Source organism: Pseudomonas sp. LH21 (assembly GCF_036549575.1).
Classification (GTDB): domain Bacteria; phylum Pseudomonadota; class Gammaproteobacteria; order Pseudomonadales; family Pseudomonadaceae; genus Aquipseudomonas; species Aquipseudomonas peradeniyensis.
The window spans coordinates 5,756,306-5,773,694 of record NZ_CP144367.1 but is presented as its reverse complement, the minus strand read 5'-3'; the positions used below and the strand labels follow the sequence as shown (position 1 = coordinate 5,773,694).

The 17,389-nt window shown below is 63.5% G+C and carries 16 protein-coding genes and 1 pseudogene; 9 read left to right on the top strand and 8 right to left on the bottom strand.

The annotated features are described in order from the left end of the window. The first annotated feature begins 167 nt into the window (after positions 1-167). Together hemB and ppk1 are read left to right on the top strand one after the other, a co-directional pair. Positions 168-1,178 (top strand): porphobilinogen synthase, encoded by a 1,011-nt coding sequence (hemB, locus tag VUG52_RS26270; RefSeq protein ID WP_050707473.1) that lies wholly within the window; start codon positions 168-170, stop codon positions 1,176-1,178. A 19-nt stretch (positions 1,179-1,197) separates the two neighbouring features. Then, complete coding sequence (gene ppk1, locus VUG52_RS26265) at positions 1,198-3,438, top strand: polyphosphate kinase 1 (protein ID WP_050707472.1); 2,241 nt, start codon at positions 1,198-1,200, stop codon at positions 3,436-3,438. A gap of 141 nt (positions 3,439-3,579) precedes the next feature. On the opposite strand, the gene ppx is transcribed toward ppk1, so the two are convergent. Beyond that, positions 3,580-5,082 carry an exopolyphosphatase gene (ppx, locus tag VUG52_RS26260; RefSeq protein ID WP_050707471.1) on the bottom strand — a complete coding sequence of 501 codons (1,503 nt, stop codon included), beginning with the start codon at positions 5,080-5,082 and terminating at the stop codon, positions 3,580-3,582. Positions 5,083-5,327: 245 nt separating this feature from the next. Here ppx and trxA point away from each other — a divergent pair, with 245 nt between their 5' ends. The 4 genes from trxA to VUG52_RS26240 all read left to right on the top strand — a co-directional run bounded on the left by trxA (position 5,328) and on the right by VUG52_RS26240 (position 9,863). Next, entirely contained in the window at positions 5,328-5,654 is a 327-nt protein-coding gene (gene trxA, locus VUG52_RS26255) for a thioredoxin TrxA (protein WP_050707470.1), read from the top strand. 309 nt (positions 5,655-5,963) lie between these two features. Then, positions 5,964-7,223, top strand: a complete 1,260-nt coding sequence (rho, locus tag VUG52_RS26250) for a transcription termination factor Rho (protein ID WP_011536308.1) — start codon at positions 5,964-5,966, stop codon at positions 7,221-7,223. Between the two features lie 205 nt (positions 7,224-7,428). After that, positions 7,429-8,895, top strand: a complete 1,467-nt coding sequence (gene ubiD, locus VUG52_RS26245; RefSeq protein WP_050707469.1) for a 4-hydroxy-3-polyprenylbenzoate decarboxylase — start codon at positions 7,429-7,431, stop codon at positions 8,893-8,895. Next, positions 8,895-9,863 carry a CDP-6-deoxy-delta-3,4-glucoseen reductase gene (locus VUG52_RS26240; protein ID WP_050707468.1) on the top strand — a complete coding sequence of 323 codons (969 nt, stop codon included), beginning with the start codon at positions 8,895-8,897 and terminating at the stop codon, positions 9,861-9,863. Before ubiD ends, VUG52_RS26240 begins: the two co-directional genes overlap by 1 nt. 65 nt (positions 9,864-9,928) lie before the next feature. Here VUG52_RS26240 and VUG52_RS26235 read toward each other — a convergent pair whose 3' ends face one another. Next, entirely contained in the window at positions 9,929-10,132 is a 204-nt protein-coding gene (locus VUG52_RS26235; RefSeq protein ID WP_256206042.1) for a helix-turn-helix domain-containing protein, read from the bottom strand. Here VUG52_RS26235 and VUG52_RS26230 point away from each other — a divergent pair. Continuing rightward, positions 10,091-10,267, top strand: a pseudogene (locus VUG52_RS26230) (type II secretion system F family protein); the annotation flags it as partial. The gene VUG52_RS26235 and the pseudogene VUG52_RS26230 overlap by 42 nt on opposite strands. Before the next feature lie 78 nt (positions 10,268-10,345). Here the strand turns inward: VUG52_RS26230 and VUG52_RS26225 are convergent. Genes VUG52_RS26225 through VUG52_RS26215 form a run of 3 tightly spaced genes read right to left on the bottom strand, consistent with a single transcriptional unit; the run spans position 10,346 to position 12,611 of the window. After that, positions 10,346-10,606 (bottom strand): DUF3613 domain-containing protein, encoded by a 261-nt coding sequence (locus VUG52_RS26225; RefSeq protein WP_050707467.1) that lies wholly within the window; start codon positions 10,604-10,606, stop codon positions 10,346-10,348. A 2-nt stretch (positions 10,607-10,608) separates the two neighbouring features. Further along, positions 10,609-11,340: a tetratricopeptide repeat protein gene (locus VUG52_RS26220; RefSeq protein ID WP_050707466.1), complete on the bottom strand. Its 732-nt coding sequence runs from the start codon at positions 11,338-11,340 to the stop codon at positions 10,609-10,611. 26 nt (positions 11,341-11,366) lie between these two features. Next, on the bottom strand, positions 11,367-12,611 hold the full coding sequence (locus VUG52_RS26215) for a type II and III secretion system protein family protein (RefSeq protein WP_050707465.1): 1,245 nt from the start codon (positions 12,609-12,611) through the stop codon (positions 11,367-11,369). Positions 12,612-12,975: 364 nt separating this feature from the next. On the opposite strand from VUG52_RS26215, the gene VUG52_RS26210 reads away from it, so the two are divergent. Next, entirely contained in the window at positions 12,976-13,626 is a 651-nt protein-coding gene (locus tag VUG52_RS26210; protein ID WP_050707464.1) for a gamma-glutamylcyclotransferase, read from the top strand. A 16-nt stretch (positions 13,627-13,642) separates the two neighbouring features. Here VUG52_RS26210 and tcyN read toward each other — a convergent pair whose 3' ends face one another. From tcyN to tcyJ, 3 genes are read right to left on the bottom strand one after another with little or no spacing between them, the layout of a single operon-like run. Then, positions 13,643-14,404, bottom strand: a complete 762-nt coding sequence (tcyN, locus tag VUG52_RS26205; RefSeq protein ID WP_050707463.1) for an L-cystine ABC transporter ATP-binding protein TcyN — start codon at positions 14,402-14,404, stop codon at positions 13,643-13,645. A 1-nt stretch (position 14,405) separates the two neighbouring features. Continuing rightward, complete coding sequence (tcyL, locus tag VUG52_RS26200; protein ID WP_046857530.1) at positions 14,406-15,074, bottom strand: cystine ABC transporter permease; 669 nt, start codon at positions 15,072-15,074, stop codon at positions 14,406-14,408. Next, positions 15,071-15,877: a cystine ABC transporter substrate-binding protein gene (gene tcyJ / locus VUG52_RS26195; protein WP_050707462.1), complete on the bottom strand. Its 807-nt coding sequence runs from the start codon at positions 15,875-15,877 to the stop codon at positions 15,071-15,073. The genes tcyL and tcyJ overlap by 4 nt, the downstream gene beginning before the upstream one ends. A 362-nt stretch (positions 15,878-16,239) precedes the next feature. On the opposite strand from tcyJ, the gene epsC reads away from it, so the two are divergent. Beyond that, positions 16,240-17,178: a serine O-acetyltransferase EpsC gene (epsC, locus tag VUG52_RS26190; RefSeq protein WP_050707461.1), complete on the top strand. Its 939-nt coding sequence runs from the start codon at positions 16,240-16,242 to the stop codon at positions 17,176-17,178. The last annotated feature ends 211 nt before the right edge of the window (positions 17,179-17,389 follow it).

The following is a 17,389-nucleotide window of genomic DNA, read 5'->3' as shown; positions in this document are numbered from 1 at the left end:
TCGGGCGCGTTGGGGAAAGTGTCCAAATGTGTCTCGACGTGAAGATTCCCTGCAACGACAATGGCTGCGGCCACAAGTCGCAGGGTTGCCTAAGGATGTAACACAGGCGTCATAATGGCCGCTTATAACTGTCGCGCTGCCCGCCCGCGCGGGCTCAGGAGTCTGCCGTGAGCTTTACCCCCGCCAACCGTCTGTTTCCTGCCACCCGCCTGCGTCGCAACCGCCGGGACGAATTTTCCCGTCGCCTGGTTCGCGAAAACACCCTGACCGTCGATGACCTGATTCTTCCGGTATTCGTGCTGGACGGCGAGGGCCGTCGCGAAGAAGTGCCGTCCATGCCGGGCGTCGAGCGCCTGTCGATCGACCTGCTGCTGGAAGCCGCACAGGGCTGGGTGGAATTGGGCATTCCGGCGCTGGCACTGTTCCCGGTGACCCCGACCGAGAAGAAGTCCCTCGACGGCGCCGAAGCCTGGAACCCGGACGGCATCGCCCAGCGCGCCACCCGTGCCCTGCGTGCCCGCTTCCCGGAGCTGGGGGTGATCACCGACGTGGCCCTGGACCCGTTCACCACCCACGGTCAGGACGGCATCCTCGATGAAGAGGGCTACGTGCAGAACGACATTACCGTCGAGGCCCTGGTCCGTCAGGCGCTGTCCCACGCCGAGGCCGGCGCCCAGGTGGTGGCCCCGTCGGACATGATGGACGGTCGCCTCGGCGCGATCCGCCAGGCCCTGGAAGAGGCCGGCTACGTCAACGTGCGCATCATGGCCTACTCGGCCAAGTACGCCAGCGCCTACTACGGTCCGTTCCGCGACGCGGTCGGCTCGGCGCTGAACCTGGGCAAGGCCAACAAGGCTTCCTACCAGATGGACCCGGCCAACAGCGACGAGGCCCTGCACGAAGTGGCCACCGACCTCGCCGAAGGCGCCGACATGGTCATGGTCAAGCCGGGCATGCCGTACCTGGATATCGTCCACCGCGTGAAGACCGAGTTCAAGGTGCCGACCTTCGCCTACCAGGTCAGCGGCGAGTACGCCATGCACATGGCCGCGATCCAGAACGGCTGGCTCAGCGAGGCCGTGATCCTCGAATCCCTCACCGCTTTCAAACGGGCAGGCGCTGATGGCATCCTGACCTATTTCGCCGTGCGTGCCGCTCAATTGATGAGAGGGCAGTAACGCCCTCCAGGAACGTCAGATGAATAACGAAGTGCTAACCCCTGTCGAGATCAAGGATGCCCAGGCCGTGCCCGAAGAAATGGTGCAGACCCCGCCCGACCTGCCGGCGGTAGCGGAGCCGGAAGCGGTCGTCGAAGCCGCCCCGGCACCCGCGCCTGCGCCGGCCCCGGCGATCGCCGTGCCGAGCCTGGACGACAGCAGCCTGTACATTCATCGCGAGCTCTCGCAGCTGCAGTTCAACATCCGCGTGCTGGAGCAGGCGCTGGACGAATCGTACCCGCTGCTCGAGCGCCTGAAGTTCCTGCTGATCTTCTCCAGCAACCTCGACGAGTTCTTCGAGATCCGCGTGGCGGGCCTGAAGAAGCAGATCAACTTCGCCCGCGAACAGGCCGGCGCCGATGGCCTGCAGCCGCACCAGGCGCTGGCGCGCATCAGCGAGCTGGTGCACCTGGAGGTGGACCGTCAGTACGCGATCCTCAACGATGTGCTGCTGCCGGAGCTGGAAAAGCACGCCATCCGCTTCATCCGCCGGCGCTACTGGACACCCAAGCTCAAGACCTGGGTGCGCCGCTACTTCCGCGACGAGATCGCGCCGATCATCACCCCTATCGGCCTCGACCCGACCCACCCGTTCCCGCTGCTGGTGAACAAGAGCCTGAACTTCATCGTCGAGCTCGAGGGTGTCGACGCCTTCGGCCGCGACTCGGGCCTGGCGATCATCCCGGCGCCGCGCCTGCTGCCGCGGGTCATCCGCGTGCCGGAAGAGGTCGGTGGCCCGGGCGACAACTATGTGTTCCTGTCGTCGATGATCCACGCTCACGCCGACGACCTGTTCCAGGGCATGAAGGTCAAGGGCTGCTACCAGTTCCGCCTGACCCGCAACGCCGACCTGGCGCTGGACTCCGAGGAGGTCGACGACCTGGCCCGCGCCCTGCGCGGCGAGCTGTTCTCGCGCCGCTACGGCGATGCCGTGCGTCTCGAGGTGGCCGACACCTGCCCGAAACACCTCTCCGACTATCTGCTCAAGCAGTTCAGCCTGAGCGAGAGCGAGCTGTACCAGGTCAACGGCCCGGTCAACCTGACTCGCCTGTTCAGCATTACCGGCCTCGACAGCCACCCGGAGCTGCAGTACACGCCGTTCACCCCGGCGATCCCCAAGCTGCTGCAGAACGCCGACAACATCTTCAGCGTGATCGGCAAGCAGGACGTGCTGCTGATGCACCCGTTCGAGTCGTTCACTCCGGTGATCGACCTGTTGCGCCAGGCCGCCAAGGACCCGCACGTACTCGCCGTGCGCCAGACCCTGTACCGTTCTGGCGCCAACTCGGAGATCGTCGACGCCCTGGTGGACGCGGCGCGTAACGGCAAGGAGGTCACCGCGGTGATCGAGCTGCGTGCGCGCTTCGACGAAGAGTCCAACCTGCAGATGGCCAGCCGCCTGCAGGCCGCAGGCGCGGTGGTGATCTACGGCGTGGTCGGTTTCAAGACCCACGCCAAGATGATGCTGATCCTGCGCCGCGAGCAGGGCGAGATCGTCCGTTACGCGCACCTGGGCACCGGCAACTACCACGCTGGCAACGCCCGCCTGTACACCGACTACAGCCTGCTGACTTCCGACGACGCCCTCACCGAGGACGTCGGCAAGCTGTTCAGCCAGCTGATCGGCATGGGCAAGACCCTGCGCATGAAGAAGCTGCTGCACGCGCCCTTCACCTTGAAGAAGGGCATGCTCGACATGATCGCCCGGGAGACCCAGTTCGCCCTGGAAGGCAAGCCGGCGCACATCATCGCCAAGTTCAACTCGTTGACCGACGCGAAGATCATCAAGGCGCTGTACAAGGCCAGCCAGTCGGGCGTGCGCATCGACCTGGTGGTGCGCGGCATGTGCTGCCTGCGTCCGGGCATTGCGGGGGTGTCGCACAACATCCACGTGCGCTCGATCATCGGCCGCTTCCTCGAGCACACCCGGGTGTTCTACTTCCTCAATGGCGGCGAGGAGCAGATCTACCTGTCCAGTGCCGACTGGATGGAGCGCAACCTCGACAAGCGCGTCGAGACCTGCTTCCCGGTGGAGGGCAAGAAGCTGCTGCTGCGGGTGAAGAAAGAGCTGGAGGGGTACCTGACCGACAACACCCAGGCCTGGACCCTGCAGCCGGACGGGCGCTACGTGCGCAGCACGCCAACCGGCAACCAGAACCCGCGCAGTGCCCAGGCGACGCTGCTGGAGCGGCTGAGCAATCCGGTGCTCAACGTTCGGTAGTACCGATATCGGGGGCGCGCTTCACGCCCCCCTGTGGGAGCGGCTTTAGCCGCGAACACCGGCGTAGCCGGTGCCAGGCACCGCGTTGCTTGCTTCGCGGGTAAACCCGCTCCCACAGGGTACGCGTCGCCCGAACCAGCACTATCTGACGCTGAGAACAAAGTTGACCCGCGCCAGCCACTCCGCTTCGTTGGCGAAGTCGGCCTGGGTCAGCTGGTTCTGCTCCAGCCAGCCGCTCGGGAAGACCACCGTCAGGCTGTTGTCGCCGGCCTGCAGCTCCACCTTGGGCATCTGCTGGGTGCCGCGGATATGGTGGAACAGGATGGCGAAGCGCAGCAGCACGCACAGGCGGATCAGCTTGACGCCTTCGTCGCCGAACTCGGCAAACTTGTCCTTGGGAATGTTGCGACGGTGACCACGCACCAGCAGGGCCATCATCTGCTGGTCTTCGCGAGAGAAACCCGACAGGTCGGAGTGCTCGATCAGGTAGGCGCCGTGCTTGTGGTAGTGGTAGTGGGCAATATCCAGTCCTATTTCATGGATTTTTGCCGCCCAACCCAGCAGATCGCGCCAGTTTCCCTCCTCCAGATCCCACGCATTGGCCACCTGGTCGAAGGCATGCAGCGCCTTGCGCTCCACGCGCGCGGCCTGGCCCTGGTCGACGTGGTAGCGCTCCATCAGCGAGTTCAGGGTGCGTTCGCGCACGTCCTCGTGGTGGTGTCGGCCCAGCAGGTCGAACAGCACGCCTTCGCGCAGGGCGCCGTCGCAGTGGTCCATGCGCTGCAGCTCGAGGGCGTCGAAGATCGCCTCGAGGATGGCCAGGCCCGCCGGGAAGATGGTCCGCCGATCCGGCTTGACCCCTTCGAAGTCGATCTTGTCGGTCTCGCCGAGCTTGAACAATTTGCGCTTGACCGCCGCCAGGCCCTCGGCGTTGACCTCGCCGCTGCCCTGGCCGATGGCCTTGATCGCCGCGGCGATGGCGCGGATGGTCCCGGACGAGCCGATGGCCTCGTCCCAGGTCAGGCGGTGCAGGGCGTTCTCGATGCTCATCAGCTCCAGGCGCGCGGCGGTGTAGGCCTGGGCGTAGCGCGCCGGGGTGATCTTGCCGTCGCGGAAGTAGCGCTGGGTGAAGCTCACGCAGCCCATCTGCAGGCTTTCGCGCAGCAGCGGCTCGAAACGCTGGCCGATGATGAACTCGGTGCTGCCGCCGCCGATGTCGGCGACCAGGCGCTTGCCAGGGGTGTCGGCCAGGGTGTGGGACACGCCCAGGTAGATCAGGCGCGCTTCTTCGCGGCCGGAGATGACCTCGACCGGGTGGCCGAGGATGGCTTCGGCGCGCAGGATGAATTCGTTGCGGTTGCGCGCTTCGCGCAGGGCGTTGGTGCCGACGATGCGCACCGAGCCCTGGGGCATGCCGTTGATCAGCTGGGCGAAGCGCTTGAGGCATTCCAGGCCGCGCTGCATGGCTTCTTCGCTGAGCTTGCGCTCTTCATCGATGCCGGCGGCGAGCTGAACCTTTTCTCCAAGCCTTTCGAGGATGCGGATTTCCGTGTGATGGGCCTTGGCCACGACCATGTGGAAGCTGTTGGAGCCCAGGTCGATGGCGGCGATCAGAGACAGGTTCTTCGCGGTGGTGTGCGGCATGGTCTGGGGGTTCTCGGTCGTTAACCCGACAATCGTGCCACGATCGCGGGCATACGCCAACGAGCGGCACGGCAAGGCTTGATGCATGGCAATGTCATAGCAATGTTATGACCGTGACATGACAGTTTCGATTCGTGGCGTCTTGCACAACTATAGTTACACTCAATCAGCTGTGGCTTCCTGTCGCGTCAGGGTGCCGCTATGATGGGCAACGTTTTTTATTGCTTACGACCTTGGAGATTTCCATGAGCGACAAAATCAAACACGTCACCGACGCCACCTTCGAAGCCGACGTACTGAAGGCTGAAGGCGCGGTCCTGGTCGACTACTGGGCTGAATGGTGCGGTCCATGCAAGATGATCGCTCCGGTACTGGACGCCATTGCCGAAGACTACGCAGGCAAACTGGTCGTCGCCAAGCTGAACATCGACGAAAACGCCGAAACCCCGGCCAAGCACGGCGTGCGCGGCATCCCGACGCTGATGCTGTTCAAGAACGGCAACGTCGAGGCCACCAAGGTCGGCGCGCTGTCCAAATCGCAGCTGCAAGCGTTCATCGACGCCAACCTGTGATTTGATGAAGCCCCGCAAATGCGGGGCTTTTCTTTATCTGATGTAGGCATTTTCCGTGAGGGCCGACGAGCCCCGCTATCACGCCCATCCAGACGGATAGCCCCGGAAAACGGTGGTCAAAACCACTAGACGTCGAAAAAAGCAAGTGTTACATTCGGCCTCGCACTGCTTCTCCAGTGCCCTCTGCACGCCGTCGCCGAAGCATCCCTAATTCGAATCAGTACGCGATCCTGTCGCCATCTTGCGGCGCGGCCTCATTAAGCCAACGCTTAATTTCTCCCTTCCTTACATGATTACGTCACTCCCCTTATGAACCTGACAGAACTCAAGCAAAAGCCGATTACCGATCTTTTGGAAATGGCCGAACAGATGGGCATCGAAAACATGGCCCGTTCGCGCAAACAGGACGTGATTTTCGCCCTGCTGAAAAAGCATGCGAAAAGCGGCGAAGAGATCTCGGGTGACGGCGTGCTGGAGATTCTCCAGGATGGTTTCGGTTTCCTGCGTTCGGCGGATGCCTCTTACCTGGCCGGCCCTGACGACATCTACGTTTCGCCCAGCCAGATCCGTCGCTTCAACCTGCGCACCGGCGACACCATCGTCGGCAAGATCCGTCCACCGAAGGAAGGCGAGCGTTACTTCGCGCTGCTGAAGGTCGACACCATCAACTTCGACCGTCCGGAAAACGCGAAGAACAAGATTCTCTTCGAAAACCTGACGCCGCTGTTCCCCAACAAGCGCCTGAAGATGGAAGCCGGCAACGGCTCCACCGAAGACCTCACCGGTCGCGTCATCGACCTGTGCGCCCCGATCGGCAAGGGCCAGCGCGGCCTGATCGTCGCCCCGCCGAAAGCGGGCAAGACCATCATGCTGCAGAACATCGCGGCCAACATCACCCGTAACAACCCCGAGTGCCACCTGATCGTCCTGCTGATCGACGAGCGCCCTGAAGAAGTGACCGAGATGCAGCGCACCGTGCGCGGCGAAGTGGTCGCCTCGACCTTCGACGAGCCGCCGACCCGCCACGTGCAGGTCGCCGAAATGGTCATCGAGAAGGCCAAGCGCCTGGTCGAGCACAAGAAGGACGTGGTCATCCTGCTCGACTCGATCACCCGTCTGGCCCGTGCCTACAACACCGTGATCCCGAGCTCCGGCAAGGTGCTGACCGGTGGTGTCGACGCCCACGCCCTGGAGAAGCCGAAGCGTTTCTTCGGTGCCGCGCGTAACATCGAGGAAGGCGGTTCGCTGACCATCATCGCCACCGCGCTGGTCGAGACCGGCTCGAAGATGGACGAAGTGATCTACGAAGAGTTCAAGGGTACCGGCAACATGGAGCTGCCCCTGGACCGTCGCATCGCCGAGAAGCGTGTGTTCCCGGCCATCAACATCAACAAGTCCGGTACCCGTCGCGAAGAGCTGCTGACCGCCGACGACGAACTGCAGCGCATGTGGATCCTGCGCAAGCTGCTGCACCCGATGGACGAGATCGCCGCCATCGAGTTCCTGGTCGACAAGCTCAAGCAGACCAAGACCAACGATGAGTTCTTCCTGTCGATGAAGCGCAAGTAAACGTTTCAGGCTGGAACCGATTGGGGCTGCTGCGCAGCCCATCGCGGCACAAGGCCGCTCCTACAGGATTAACCATCCCCTTGTAGGAGCGGCCTTGTGCCGCGATGGGTCGCGAAGCGGCCCCTTTTCATTTTTGCCCCCAAACAAGGCGTGAACAACGCTACACTCTGCCCCCCGACCGATACGCCCAACACGAGGCCCTTGCATGCAGTATCGCGATCTGCGCGACTTCATCCGTGGCCTGGAACAGCGCGGTGAACTCAAGCGCATCCAGGTTCCCATCTCCCCTGTACTGGAAATGACCGAAGTCTGCGACCGCACCCTGCGCGCCAAGGGCCCGGCGTTGCTGTTCGAAAAGCCCACCGGCTTCGACATCCCGGTGCTGGGCAACCTGTTCGGCACCCCTGAGCGGGTGGCCATGGGCATGGGCGCCGAATCGACTGACGAACTGCGCGAGATTGGCAAGCTGCTGGCATTCCTCAAGGAGCCCGAGCCGCCGAAGGGCCTGAAGGACGCCTGGTCGAAACTGCCGATCTTCAAGAAGGTCGTGTCCATGGCGCCGAAGGTGGTCAAGGACGCGGTATGCCAGGAAATCGTGGTCGAAGGCGACGACGTCGACCTGGGCCAGTTGCCGATCCAGCACTGCTGGCCGGGCGACGTGGCGCCGCTGATCACCTGGGGCCTGACCGTCACCCGCGGGCCGAACAAGGACCGCCAGAACCTCGGTATCTACCGCCAGCAGGTGATCGGCCGCAACAAGGTGATCATGCGCTGGCTGAGCCACCGTGGCGGTGCGCTGGATTACCGCGAATGGTGCGAGAAGCACCCCGGCCAGCCGTTCCCGGTGGCCGTGGCCCTGGGCGCGGACCCGGCGACCATCCTCGGCGCCGTGACACCGGTCCCGGACACCCTTTCCGAATACGCCTTCGCCGGCCTGTTACGTGGCAACCGCACCGAGCTGGTCAAGTGCCGTGGCAACGACCTGCAGGTGCCGGCCACCGCCGAAATCATCCTCGAAGGGGTCATCCACCCCGGCGAGATGGCCCCGGAAGGCCCGTACGGCGACCACACCGGCTACTACAACGAAGTGGACAGCTTCCCGGTGTTCACCGTCGAGCGCATCACCCACCGGCAGAAACCGATCTACCACAGCACCTACACCGGCCGACCGCCGGATGAGCCGGCGATCCTCGGCGTGGCGCTGAACGAAGTGTTCGTGCCGATCCTGCAGAAGCAGTTCCCCGAGATCACCGACTTCTACCTGCCGCCGGAAGGCTGCTCGTACCGCATGGCGGTGGTGACCATGAAGAAGCAGTATCCTGGCCACGCCAAGCGCGTCATGCTGGGTGTGTGGTCGTTCCTGCGACAGTTCATGTACACCAAGTTCGTTATCGTCACTGACGACGATATCAATGCCCGCGACTGGAACGATGTGATCTGGGCCATCACCACGCGCATGGACCCCAAGCGTGATACGGTGATGATCGACAACACCCCGATCGACTACCTCGACTTCGCGTCGCCGGTGTCGGGCCTGGGGTCGAAGATGGGCCTGGACGCCACGCACAAATGGCCGGGCGAGACTACACGCGAATGGGGCCGGGTCATCGTCAAGGACGAGGCCGTCACCCGCCGTATCGATGAGCTGTGGGACCAGTTGGGAATAGATTGATGCAGGTAACCTTGCAGCCTTCCGGGGCGGTACTGGCGGTCGAACCGGGTGAAAGGATTCTGGATGCCGCGCGGCGCCTGGGCTACGACTGCCCAAGCAGCTGCCGCAACGGCAATTGCCATGTATGTGCCGCGCTGCTGGTGGAAGGCAGTGTTCGCCAGGAAGGCCAAGTCCGCGATCACGGTGAACTGTTCACCTGCATCGCCGAGCCGCTGGAGGACTGCGTGTTGCTGTGGGATGGTGTGCTGGCCCTGGGCGAGCTGCCGGTGCGCAAGCTGGCCTGTACCGTGAGCGAATGCGTCGAGGTCGGTGGCGACGTCTGGCGCGTGCGCCTGCGCGCGCCCGCCGGCAAGCCGCCGCGCTATCACGCGGGGCAGTACCTGATGATCGAGCGCGAGGGTATGGACAAGGCGGCCTTCTCCCTCGCCTCGGCGCCCCACGGTGGTCGTGACCTGGAGCTGCATGTGCTGGCCCGGGAAAGCAGCGCCGTGCAGTTGATCGAGCAACTGCGGCGCAGTGGCTTGGCGCGTATCGAACTGCCGTTCGGTGATGCCCATCTGGCGGAGCTGCCCGACGGCCCGCTGGTGCTGATCGCCGCCGGTACCGGCATGGGCCAGATGCATAGCCTGGTCGAGCACTGCCGCGCCCAGGGCTTCAAGCATCCGGTGCATTTGTACTGGGGCGTGCGCCGGCCCGAGGACTTCTACGAGATCGAGCACTGGGACGAGTGGCAGCGCCTGCCCAACCTGTTCCTGCACAAGGTGGTCAGCGACCTGTGCGGCTGGGAGGGGCGCTGCGGCCTGTTGCACGAGGCGGTGTGCGAGGACATCGGCGACCTGAACCAGGTGCACGTCTATGCCAGCGGCTCGCCGAACATGGTCTACGCCACCCTCGATGCATTGGTCGAGGCCGGCATGGATGCCCACCGCATGCGTGCTGACGTGTTTGCCTACGCGCCGCGGGGGTGATGGCCACTTATCTTTGAGCAAATCAGCGCGGGGCTTGCACGCCGTCGTTTCGGCGAGCGGTTCATTCAGCGATTGGCAAGCTGCTGAAGGCTTTCGACGACCTCTGACAAGTCTTCGGTAAATGGCGATGCCGTCGCAGCGTCGGCGTGTTGCGCCTGGCGGTATTCGCTAGGGGTACAGCCGACTAGTTGCTTGAAGGCGCGGGCGAAGTATGACGGGTCCTTGCCTTGTGCATCTATGCCGAGGAGTTTCGTGACCGACGCACGCAAATGGCCGAGGAGAGTGCGGCAGAGATCGGTACCAAACTGGTGTTCCCGCTGATCTTCTGCCTGTGGCCAAGCTTCTTCCTGGTGGCCATCGGGCCTGCGATCGTTGGTGTGTTCAAGGTGTTCGGCAAGCTCTGAGCAAACGCCGCATACAAACCGGGCCCGGGCCTCCAGCGCAAGGAAACGCTGAAGGCCCGGGCCCGGTGCCGTCTGTGGCTATTTGCGTTGTCCGCCGGAGTATTCCTTGTAGTACTCGGGGATGGCGTGTTTGTAGCTCTCCAGCCAGCGCTGCAAGGCCAGGTCGCGCTCACTGGCCGCAGCCGTTTGCCGGATGGGCGACATGGCCTGGCCGTGAGATTGCAGCACCAGCCAGTCTTCGGTTTGCTGCTGTTGCTCCGAGGAAGGGCCGGGTTCGATGGCCTGGGCTGCGAGCGGAACGAGCAACAGCCCCAGGCAACTGGCTAGGTTGTTTTTCATCACTACCTCTGCGTTGTTGACGGGTTGGCAACCGACGGCTCGAGGGCCGTTGTGACACGATCACTGGGCACCGCCGCCGCGGTCGTCGATGCCTTGAGTTTTTCCGCACGCTCCTTGGCCTGGGTGACTTGCTCGGGGTTCAGGCCGGCACGGTTGGCCAGCTCCGAGGCTTGCTTCCAGTTGCCTTGGTAAATCAGCAGGGTCACCAGGTTGCTGGCTGCCAAGGTATCGGACGGCTTCAGTTCCATGGCGGTGATCAGTTCGAAACGGGCTTCCTTGAGTTTCAGTTGCTTGAGGTAGACCACGCCCAGATCGTTGCGAATCTTCTCATCGGTGGGGGACAGGCGCGCGGCGCGCTGCAGGTGTTCGAGCGCTTGCGCGGCGTCGGCGCGGGAAGTCGCCAACTGACCCAGGCCGTGCTCGCCCTCAGCGGTCAGACAGGTACCGAGCAAGCTGCGATACAGCGGTTCGGCCTCACTCTGGCCAAGCATGCGATAGATCTTGGCCTTGCGCAGGCGTACTGCGGCAAGGTCGTCAGGGAGGTTCTGCAGGTTGGCCAGGCCTGCGTGCAACTTGCCGTCGCCGATCATGTCGTCAGCCATGCTCAGCGACAGCTCTTGATCGGGGGTTGGTTTGGCGCAACTGGCGCTTCCCAGGCTTGACCATCTGCCGCCCCCATCGGTGGCGCAGCCACCGAGCATCATCAATCCCAGCACCGCGATCAGTGCTTTCACCCTGTGCTCCCTCAAGGCCCTGATGCTCATTGCGACAACCCACTGAGCCGGTCGAAGTTACCGTCTTCGAGGAAATACATGCGGAACCAGTTCGGGTCGTAATTACGCAGGTTCTCCCCCGGCAACGACGGCAGGCGGGCATCCGCCGCCAACGGTTGCACCAGGTGCGGGGTGACGATCATCAACAGTTCCTTTTCCTCGCGGCTGATGGTGGAGTCACGGAAGAACGCCCCCAGGACCGGAACGTCGCCCAGGCCTGGAAACTTGCTCACGGACGAAATGTTGCTGGTACTGATCAATCCACTGATCACGAAGCTCTCGCCGTTGGCCAGGGAAATACTGGTGTCGGTGCGACGCACGCTCAGCGCCGGTACGGTGATGCCCGCGATGCGCACGCCGTTGTTGTAGTCGAGTTCGCTGACCTCTGGCGCCACTTTCAAGGCGATACGGTCACGTCCGACGATGGTTGGCGTGAGGGTCAGGCGAATGCCGAACTCCTTGTACTCGATCGAGATGGTGTCGCTGCCGCTGCTGGGCACCGGAATCGGTACCTCACCCCCGGCCAGGAAGCTCGCGCTCTGGCCACTGAGTGCCACCAGGCTCGGCCGCGCCAGCGTGTAGGCGAAGCCACTGCCTTCGAGCGCGTTGATCAGCCCGAGCACTTTGCCGCCGCCGATACCGATGTTGAACGTGCTGTTGTCCAGCGGGATCGCGGTGGCTGTGTTACCGAGTTGGCCGGGCGACACGGTCACCAGCGGGACGGTGCCCGGGGAGCCGAACAGGAAGCTTCCGCCTTTGCCGAAGATCGAGGTACTGGCTTCCTTGAGCTTGGTACGGCTGACTTCGACGAAGCGTATGTCGGTTTGCACCTGGCTGGGCAGCGAGGGGTCTTCCGACGGCGGTAACGCCGTGCTCATCAGCGAGCCGGCACCCTTGCCCTGGACGAACACCATGCTTTGGCGCGGGGCGCTGGAGCAGGCAGTCCAGACCATCAGGCTGGTGGCACCGGGGGCGATGCCGGTCAGCAGGTACGCATCATTTTTACCATAGGTCTGAACGTCAGCGACTTTTGGATCGCCAATGGCCAGACGCGTGATGGCAACCTCCGAGTTCATCACCTTCTGCATACCTTCGCCGACCTCGATCACCGCCGGCAGGGCGGACAATGTAGAGCAATTGCCGGGGGTGGCCTGGGCGATGTTCATGGACAGTCCAGTGAAGATCAACGTCCATGCAACGCGCTTGAGGACTTTCACGCAATCACTGTCCATTCACTGATTCCTTGTCTGGTTTAGGTCTGGATACTGCGGTTCGCTCAAACCTAGTGTTCGGCCAGGGAGCCCGGGCACGGGCACGTCACTGGCTCGAACAAACGTCGTTGTTATCTGACGTTAGCGAAGAAAGATCAAAATGCTATTAATTGGGAAAATTCCATTCGTCGGCGCCGGGGATTGCTTGTTCACTGGACGCTGTCCTTGCGTTTAGCCTAGGATCCAGCCGAAGATCATTACAAAGAAAGGCATCACTTTGGATCTTCCGGGGTTTGTCCGAGAACAAGGTGCAACGGAGCATGCAGTTCGCGTTGTCGACTCTGTGAAGATGCGCAGGATTGATTGACCCCTATGGCGGCAGCTCATGTCGACACTTGAAAGTTCATCCTGGCAAATAGCCTATCCGCCGTCACTCGACTTCGGGCAGCAGTTGACCCGCGAACAACTGCAGCGCTCGATGCAGGAAACCATGTCTCTGCACGAAGGCGGCCCGGTCTGGCTGTTCGCCTACGGCTCGCTGATCTGGCGCCCCGAATGCAATTCGGTCGAGCGCCAGCGGGCACGGGTGCATGGCTACCATCGCGGCCTGTACCTGTGGTCTCACGAGCATCGCGGCACTCCGGAATGCCCGGGCCTGGTGTTTGGCCTGGACCGTGGCGGTTCCTGCAGCGGTTTCGCCTACCGTCTGGATGACAGCAACCTGGATGATTCGCTGATGGCCCTGTGGCAACGGGAAATGCCGTTCCCGGCCTATCGCCCGCACTGGCTCAGCTGCCGCCTGGGCGACGGCAGCAAGGTTCAGGCCTTGGGCTTCGTACTGGAACGGCACCTGCCGTGCTACGCGGGCAACCTGCCGGACACCCTGCTCAGCCAGATCCTCGCCAGCGCCAAGGGGCGCTACGGCACGACGCGCGACTACGTGGAGCAGACCCTCAACGCCCTGCGCAGTCACCAGATGCCCGATCGCAACCTGGAAGCCCGTTTCCGGCGTTGCCACAACCTGCGCGAGGTGTGAGCCCCGCGCATCGGGCTCATTCCTGGCCGGCGGCGGTGCCGAGGAACTTGCGCAGGAACTGGCGGGTGCGTTCTTCCTTGGGGTTGGCGAACAGCGCCTTGGACTCGCCCTGCTCGACGATCACGCCCTTGTCGAAGAAGATCACCCGGTTGGCGACATCGCGGGCGAAGCTCATTTCGTGGGTGACGATGATCATGGTGCGCTTTTCCTCGGCCAGGCCGCGGATGGTCTCCAGAACCTCGCCCACCAGCTCCGGGTCGAGCGCCGAGGTGGGTTCGTCGAACAGGATCACTTCGGGCTCCATGGCCAGGGCGCGGGCGATGGCCACCCGCTGCTGCTGGCCGCCGGACAGGCGGCGCGGGTAGGCGTCTTCCTTGCCCGCCAGACCGACCTTGGCCAGCAGGCGCCTGGCCAGCTCGATGGCCTTGTCGCGGGGCGTCTTCTTGACGATCACCGGCCCTTCGATGACGTTCTCCAGGGCGGTGCGGTGGGGAAACAGGTTGAAGTTCTGGAACACGAACCCGGCCTGCTGGCGCAGGCGGCGGATGGCACCCTGCTGGCCGCCCAGCGGGCGATTGGCGTCGATGCTGATGTCGCCGATCTGGATGCGCCCGGCATCGGGGGTTTCCAGCAGGTTCAGGCAACGCAGGAAGGTGGTCTTGCCCGAGCCGCTGGGGCCGATGATGGCGACCACCTCGCCCGGTTGCACGGTCAGGTCGATGCCGTTGAGCACGGTATGGCCCTTGAACTGCTTGCTCAGGCCTTCTACTACGATCATCTCAGTGCTCCTGGTCGTGCTGGTTGACCCGCGCTTCCATGCGGTTCTGGAAGTGCGCCAGGATGCTGCAGAGGATCCAGTAGACCACCGCGACAGCCAGGTACATGGTGAAGACCTCGAAGGTCCGGGCGGTGATCAGCTGCGCCTGGCGGAACAGCTCGGGCACCTGGATGGTCGCCGCCAGCGCGGTGTCCTTGACCAGCGAGATGAAGCTGTTGCCCAGCGGCGGCAGGGCGGTGCGCAGGGCTTGCGGCAGGATCGCCCGGCGCATGGCCTGGGTGCGGGTCATGCCGATGCTGGCCGCCGCTTCCCACTGGCCACGGTCGATCGAGGAGATCGCCGCGCGGAGGATTTCGCAGATATACGCCGCCATGTTCAGCGACAGGCCGATCAGCGATGCCGGGATCGGGTCGAGCTCGATGCCGATCTGCGGCAGGCCGAAGTAGATCACGAACAGCTGCACCAGCAGCGGCGTGCCGCGGAAGAACGACACGTAGATGCGGGCGAGCCAGTCCAGCGGCAGGATCTTCGACAGGCGCATCAGCGCCAGGGCGAAGCCCAGCACCAGGCCGAAGAACATGCCGCCGACACTGAGCAGCACGGTATAGCCCGCGCCCTTGAGCAGGAAGGGCGCGGAATCGACAACGAGTTGCAGGCTTTCAGCGATCATTTGGTGACATCGGCACCGAAGTATTTCTCGGACAGCTTGGCCAGCGTGCCGTCGGCCTTGAGCTTGTCGATGGCCTTGTTCAGCGCCGCGAGCAGTTCAGGCTCGCCCTTGCGCAGGGCCACGCCCGATTCCAGCTTGGAGAATTTCTCGCCGGCCAGCGCGGTCGGTTTCTTGTCCTTGGCGGTTTTCTGCACGTACTCGAGTGCGGCCAGGCGGTCGATCAGGATGGCGTCGATACGGCCGTTGCGCAGGTCGGCGAATTTGGTCGGGTCATCTTCGTAGGTGCGGACATCGGCTGTCGGCACGTCCTGTTTCACCCATTGCTCGTAGTTGGTGCCCAGGCCGACGCCGACCTTCTTGCCACCGAGGTCGGCGGCGGTCTTGATGTTCTTCTCGTTGTCGCTGCCCTTGAGGACCAGGGCCTGGATGCCGGAAACGGTGTAGGGCTCGGAGAAGTCGTACTTCTTCTTGCGCTCTTCGGAGATGGTCACCTGGTTGATCACCACGTCCAGGCGCTTGGACTCCAGGGCGGCGAGGATGCCGTCCCACTTGGTCGGCTGGACCTTGGCCTTGACCCCAAGCTCCTTGGCCAGCAGTTCGGACAGCTCGACTTCAAAGCCGGACAGCTTGCCGTTCTCGTCCTGGAAACTGAACGGTGGGTAGGTGCCTTCCAGGCCGACGTTGATCACGCCTTTCTCCTGGATGGTCTTCAACTGCTCGCCGGCGAAGGCCTGGCCGAGCAGGCCGGCGCCGAGCAGGAGCGCCAGGCTGGCGTTGAGAAGGGGTTTGGCGAATTTGGTCATGGCAGGCCCCGCGCTTGTTGTGGAAGTAGTGAGGTGGCGACTATAGAGGTGGGCTTTATAGGTCGGGAAATAATAAAAAATCAGGTTGTTATTCCCGTTTCTGCATTTTGCAGTCGCTTATGCCCGACTTAGCTCAGGATGGAATAAAGCGTTGTTTTTTCCAAGAGGCAGATTTGACGTATCGTGGCTTACACCCTCCCTGTAGGAGCGGCCTTGGGCCGCGAAAGGGCCGCGCAGCGGCCCCGCCGATAGGTGCTTCTGCGCGAAGATCCCAGGGCCGCTGCGCGGCCCCTTCGCGGCACAAGGCCGCTCCTACAGGGAACGTAGGTATATCGAGATAGCCGCCTGGCAGGAGAAACACCGTGAGCGAACAACCATCAACCGGGCACTGGCAATTGCAGGGCATTGTCAGTGGCCTGCGCAGCGCCCGAGAACAGTGGCGCAGCAGCAACGGCCGCAGCAGCGGCGAGCAGGGCGGGCGCGAACTGCCGTCGCGCGAGGCGCTGCGCCAGATTCTCGAGCAGCTGTGCGGCGCGCTGTTTCCCATGCGCCTGGGCCCGGTGGACCTGCGTGAGGAGAGTGAAGACTTCTACGTCGGCCACACCCTCGATGCCGCGCTCACAGCGTTGCTGGCCCAGGCCCGCCTGGAGCTGCGCTACGCGGCGCGCCATGGCAAGACCGATGTGGTCGATGTCGATGGCCATGCCCTGCGCCTGATCCAGGACTTCGCCGCGGCCCTGCCGGCCCTGCGCGTGCTGCTGGACACCGACGTGCTCGCCGCCTACCACGGCGACCCGGCAGCGCGCAGCGTCGACGAGGTGCTGCTGTGCTACCCGGGCATCCTGGCCATCATCCACCACCGCCTGGCCCACCACCTGTACCGGGCCGGCCTGCCGTTGCTGGCGCGTATCAGCTCGGAGCTGGCGCACTCGGCCACCGGCATCGACATCCACCCCGGCGCGCAGATCGGCCCGAGTTTCTTCATCGACCACGGCACCGGCGTGGTGATCGGCGAGACCGCGATCATCGGCGAGCGGGTGCGTATCTACCAGGCCGTGACCCTGGGCGCCAAGCGCTTCCCCAGCGACGAATCGGGCACCCTGCACAAGGGCCTGGCCCGCCACCCGATCGTCGAGGACGACGTGGTGATCTACGCGGGTGCGACCATTCTCGGAAGGATCACCATCGGCAAGGGCTCGACCATCGGCGGCAACGTGTGGCTGACCCGCAGCGTGCCGGCTGACAGCAACATTACCCAGGCTAACCTGCAGCTGGATTGTGAGGGCAAGAAAGCCTTCTGACTCAAGGGCTGGGATGCGTGGGAGCGGGCTTGCCCCGCGATGGCGATGGTGGGCGTGACCCTGCAATCGCGGGGCAAGCCCGCTCCCACGTGCATTCTGTTCGGTCCCCGCCCAGCGGCATCGGGTCGCATTGAAACTCGATCCATGTTTAACTTGAACGCTTGTTCAACGAAAAACGCTGGTCCATTGCCGGTGTTCAAAAGGAGGAATC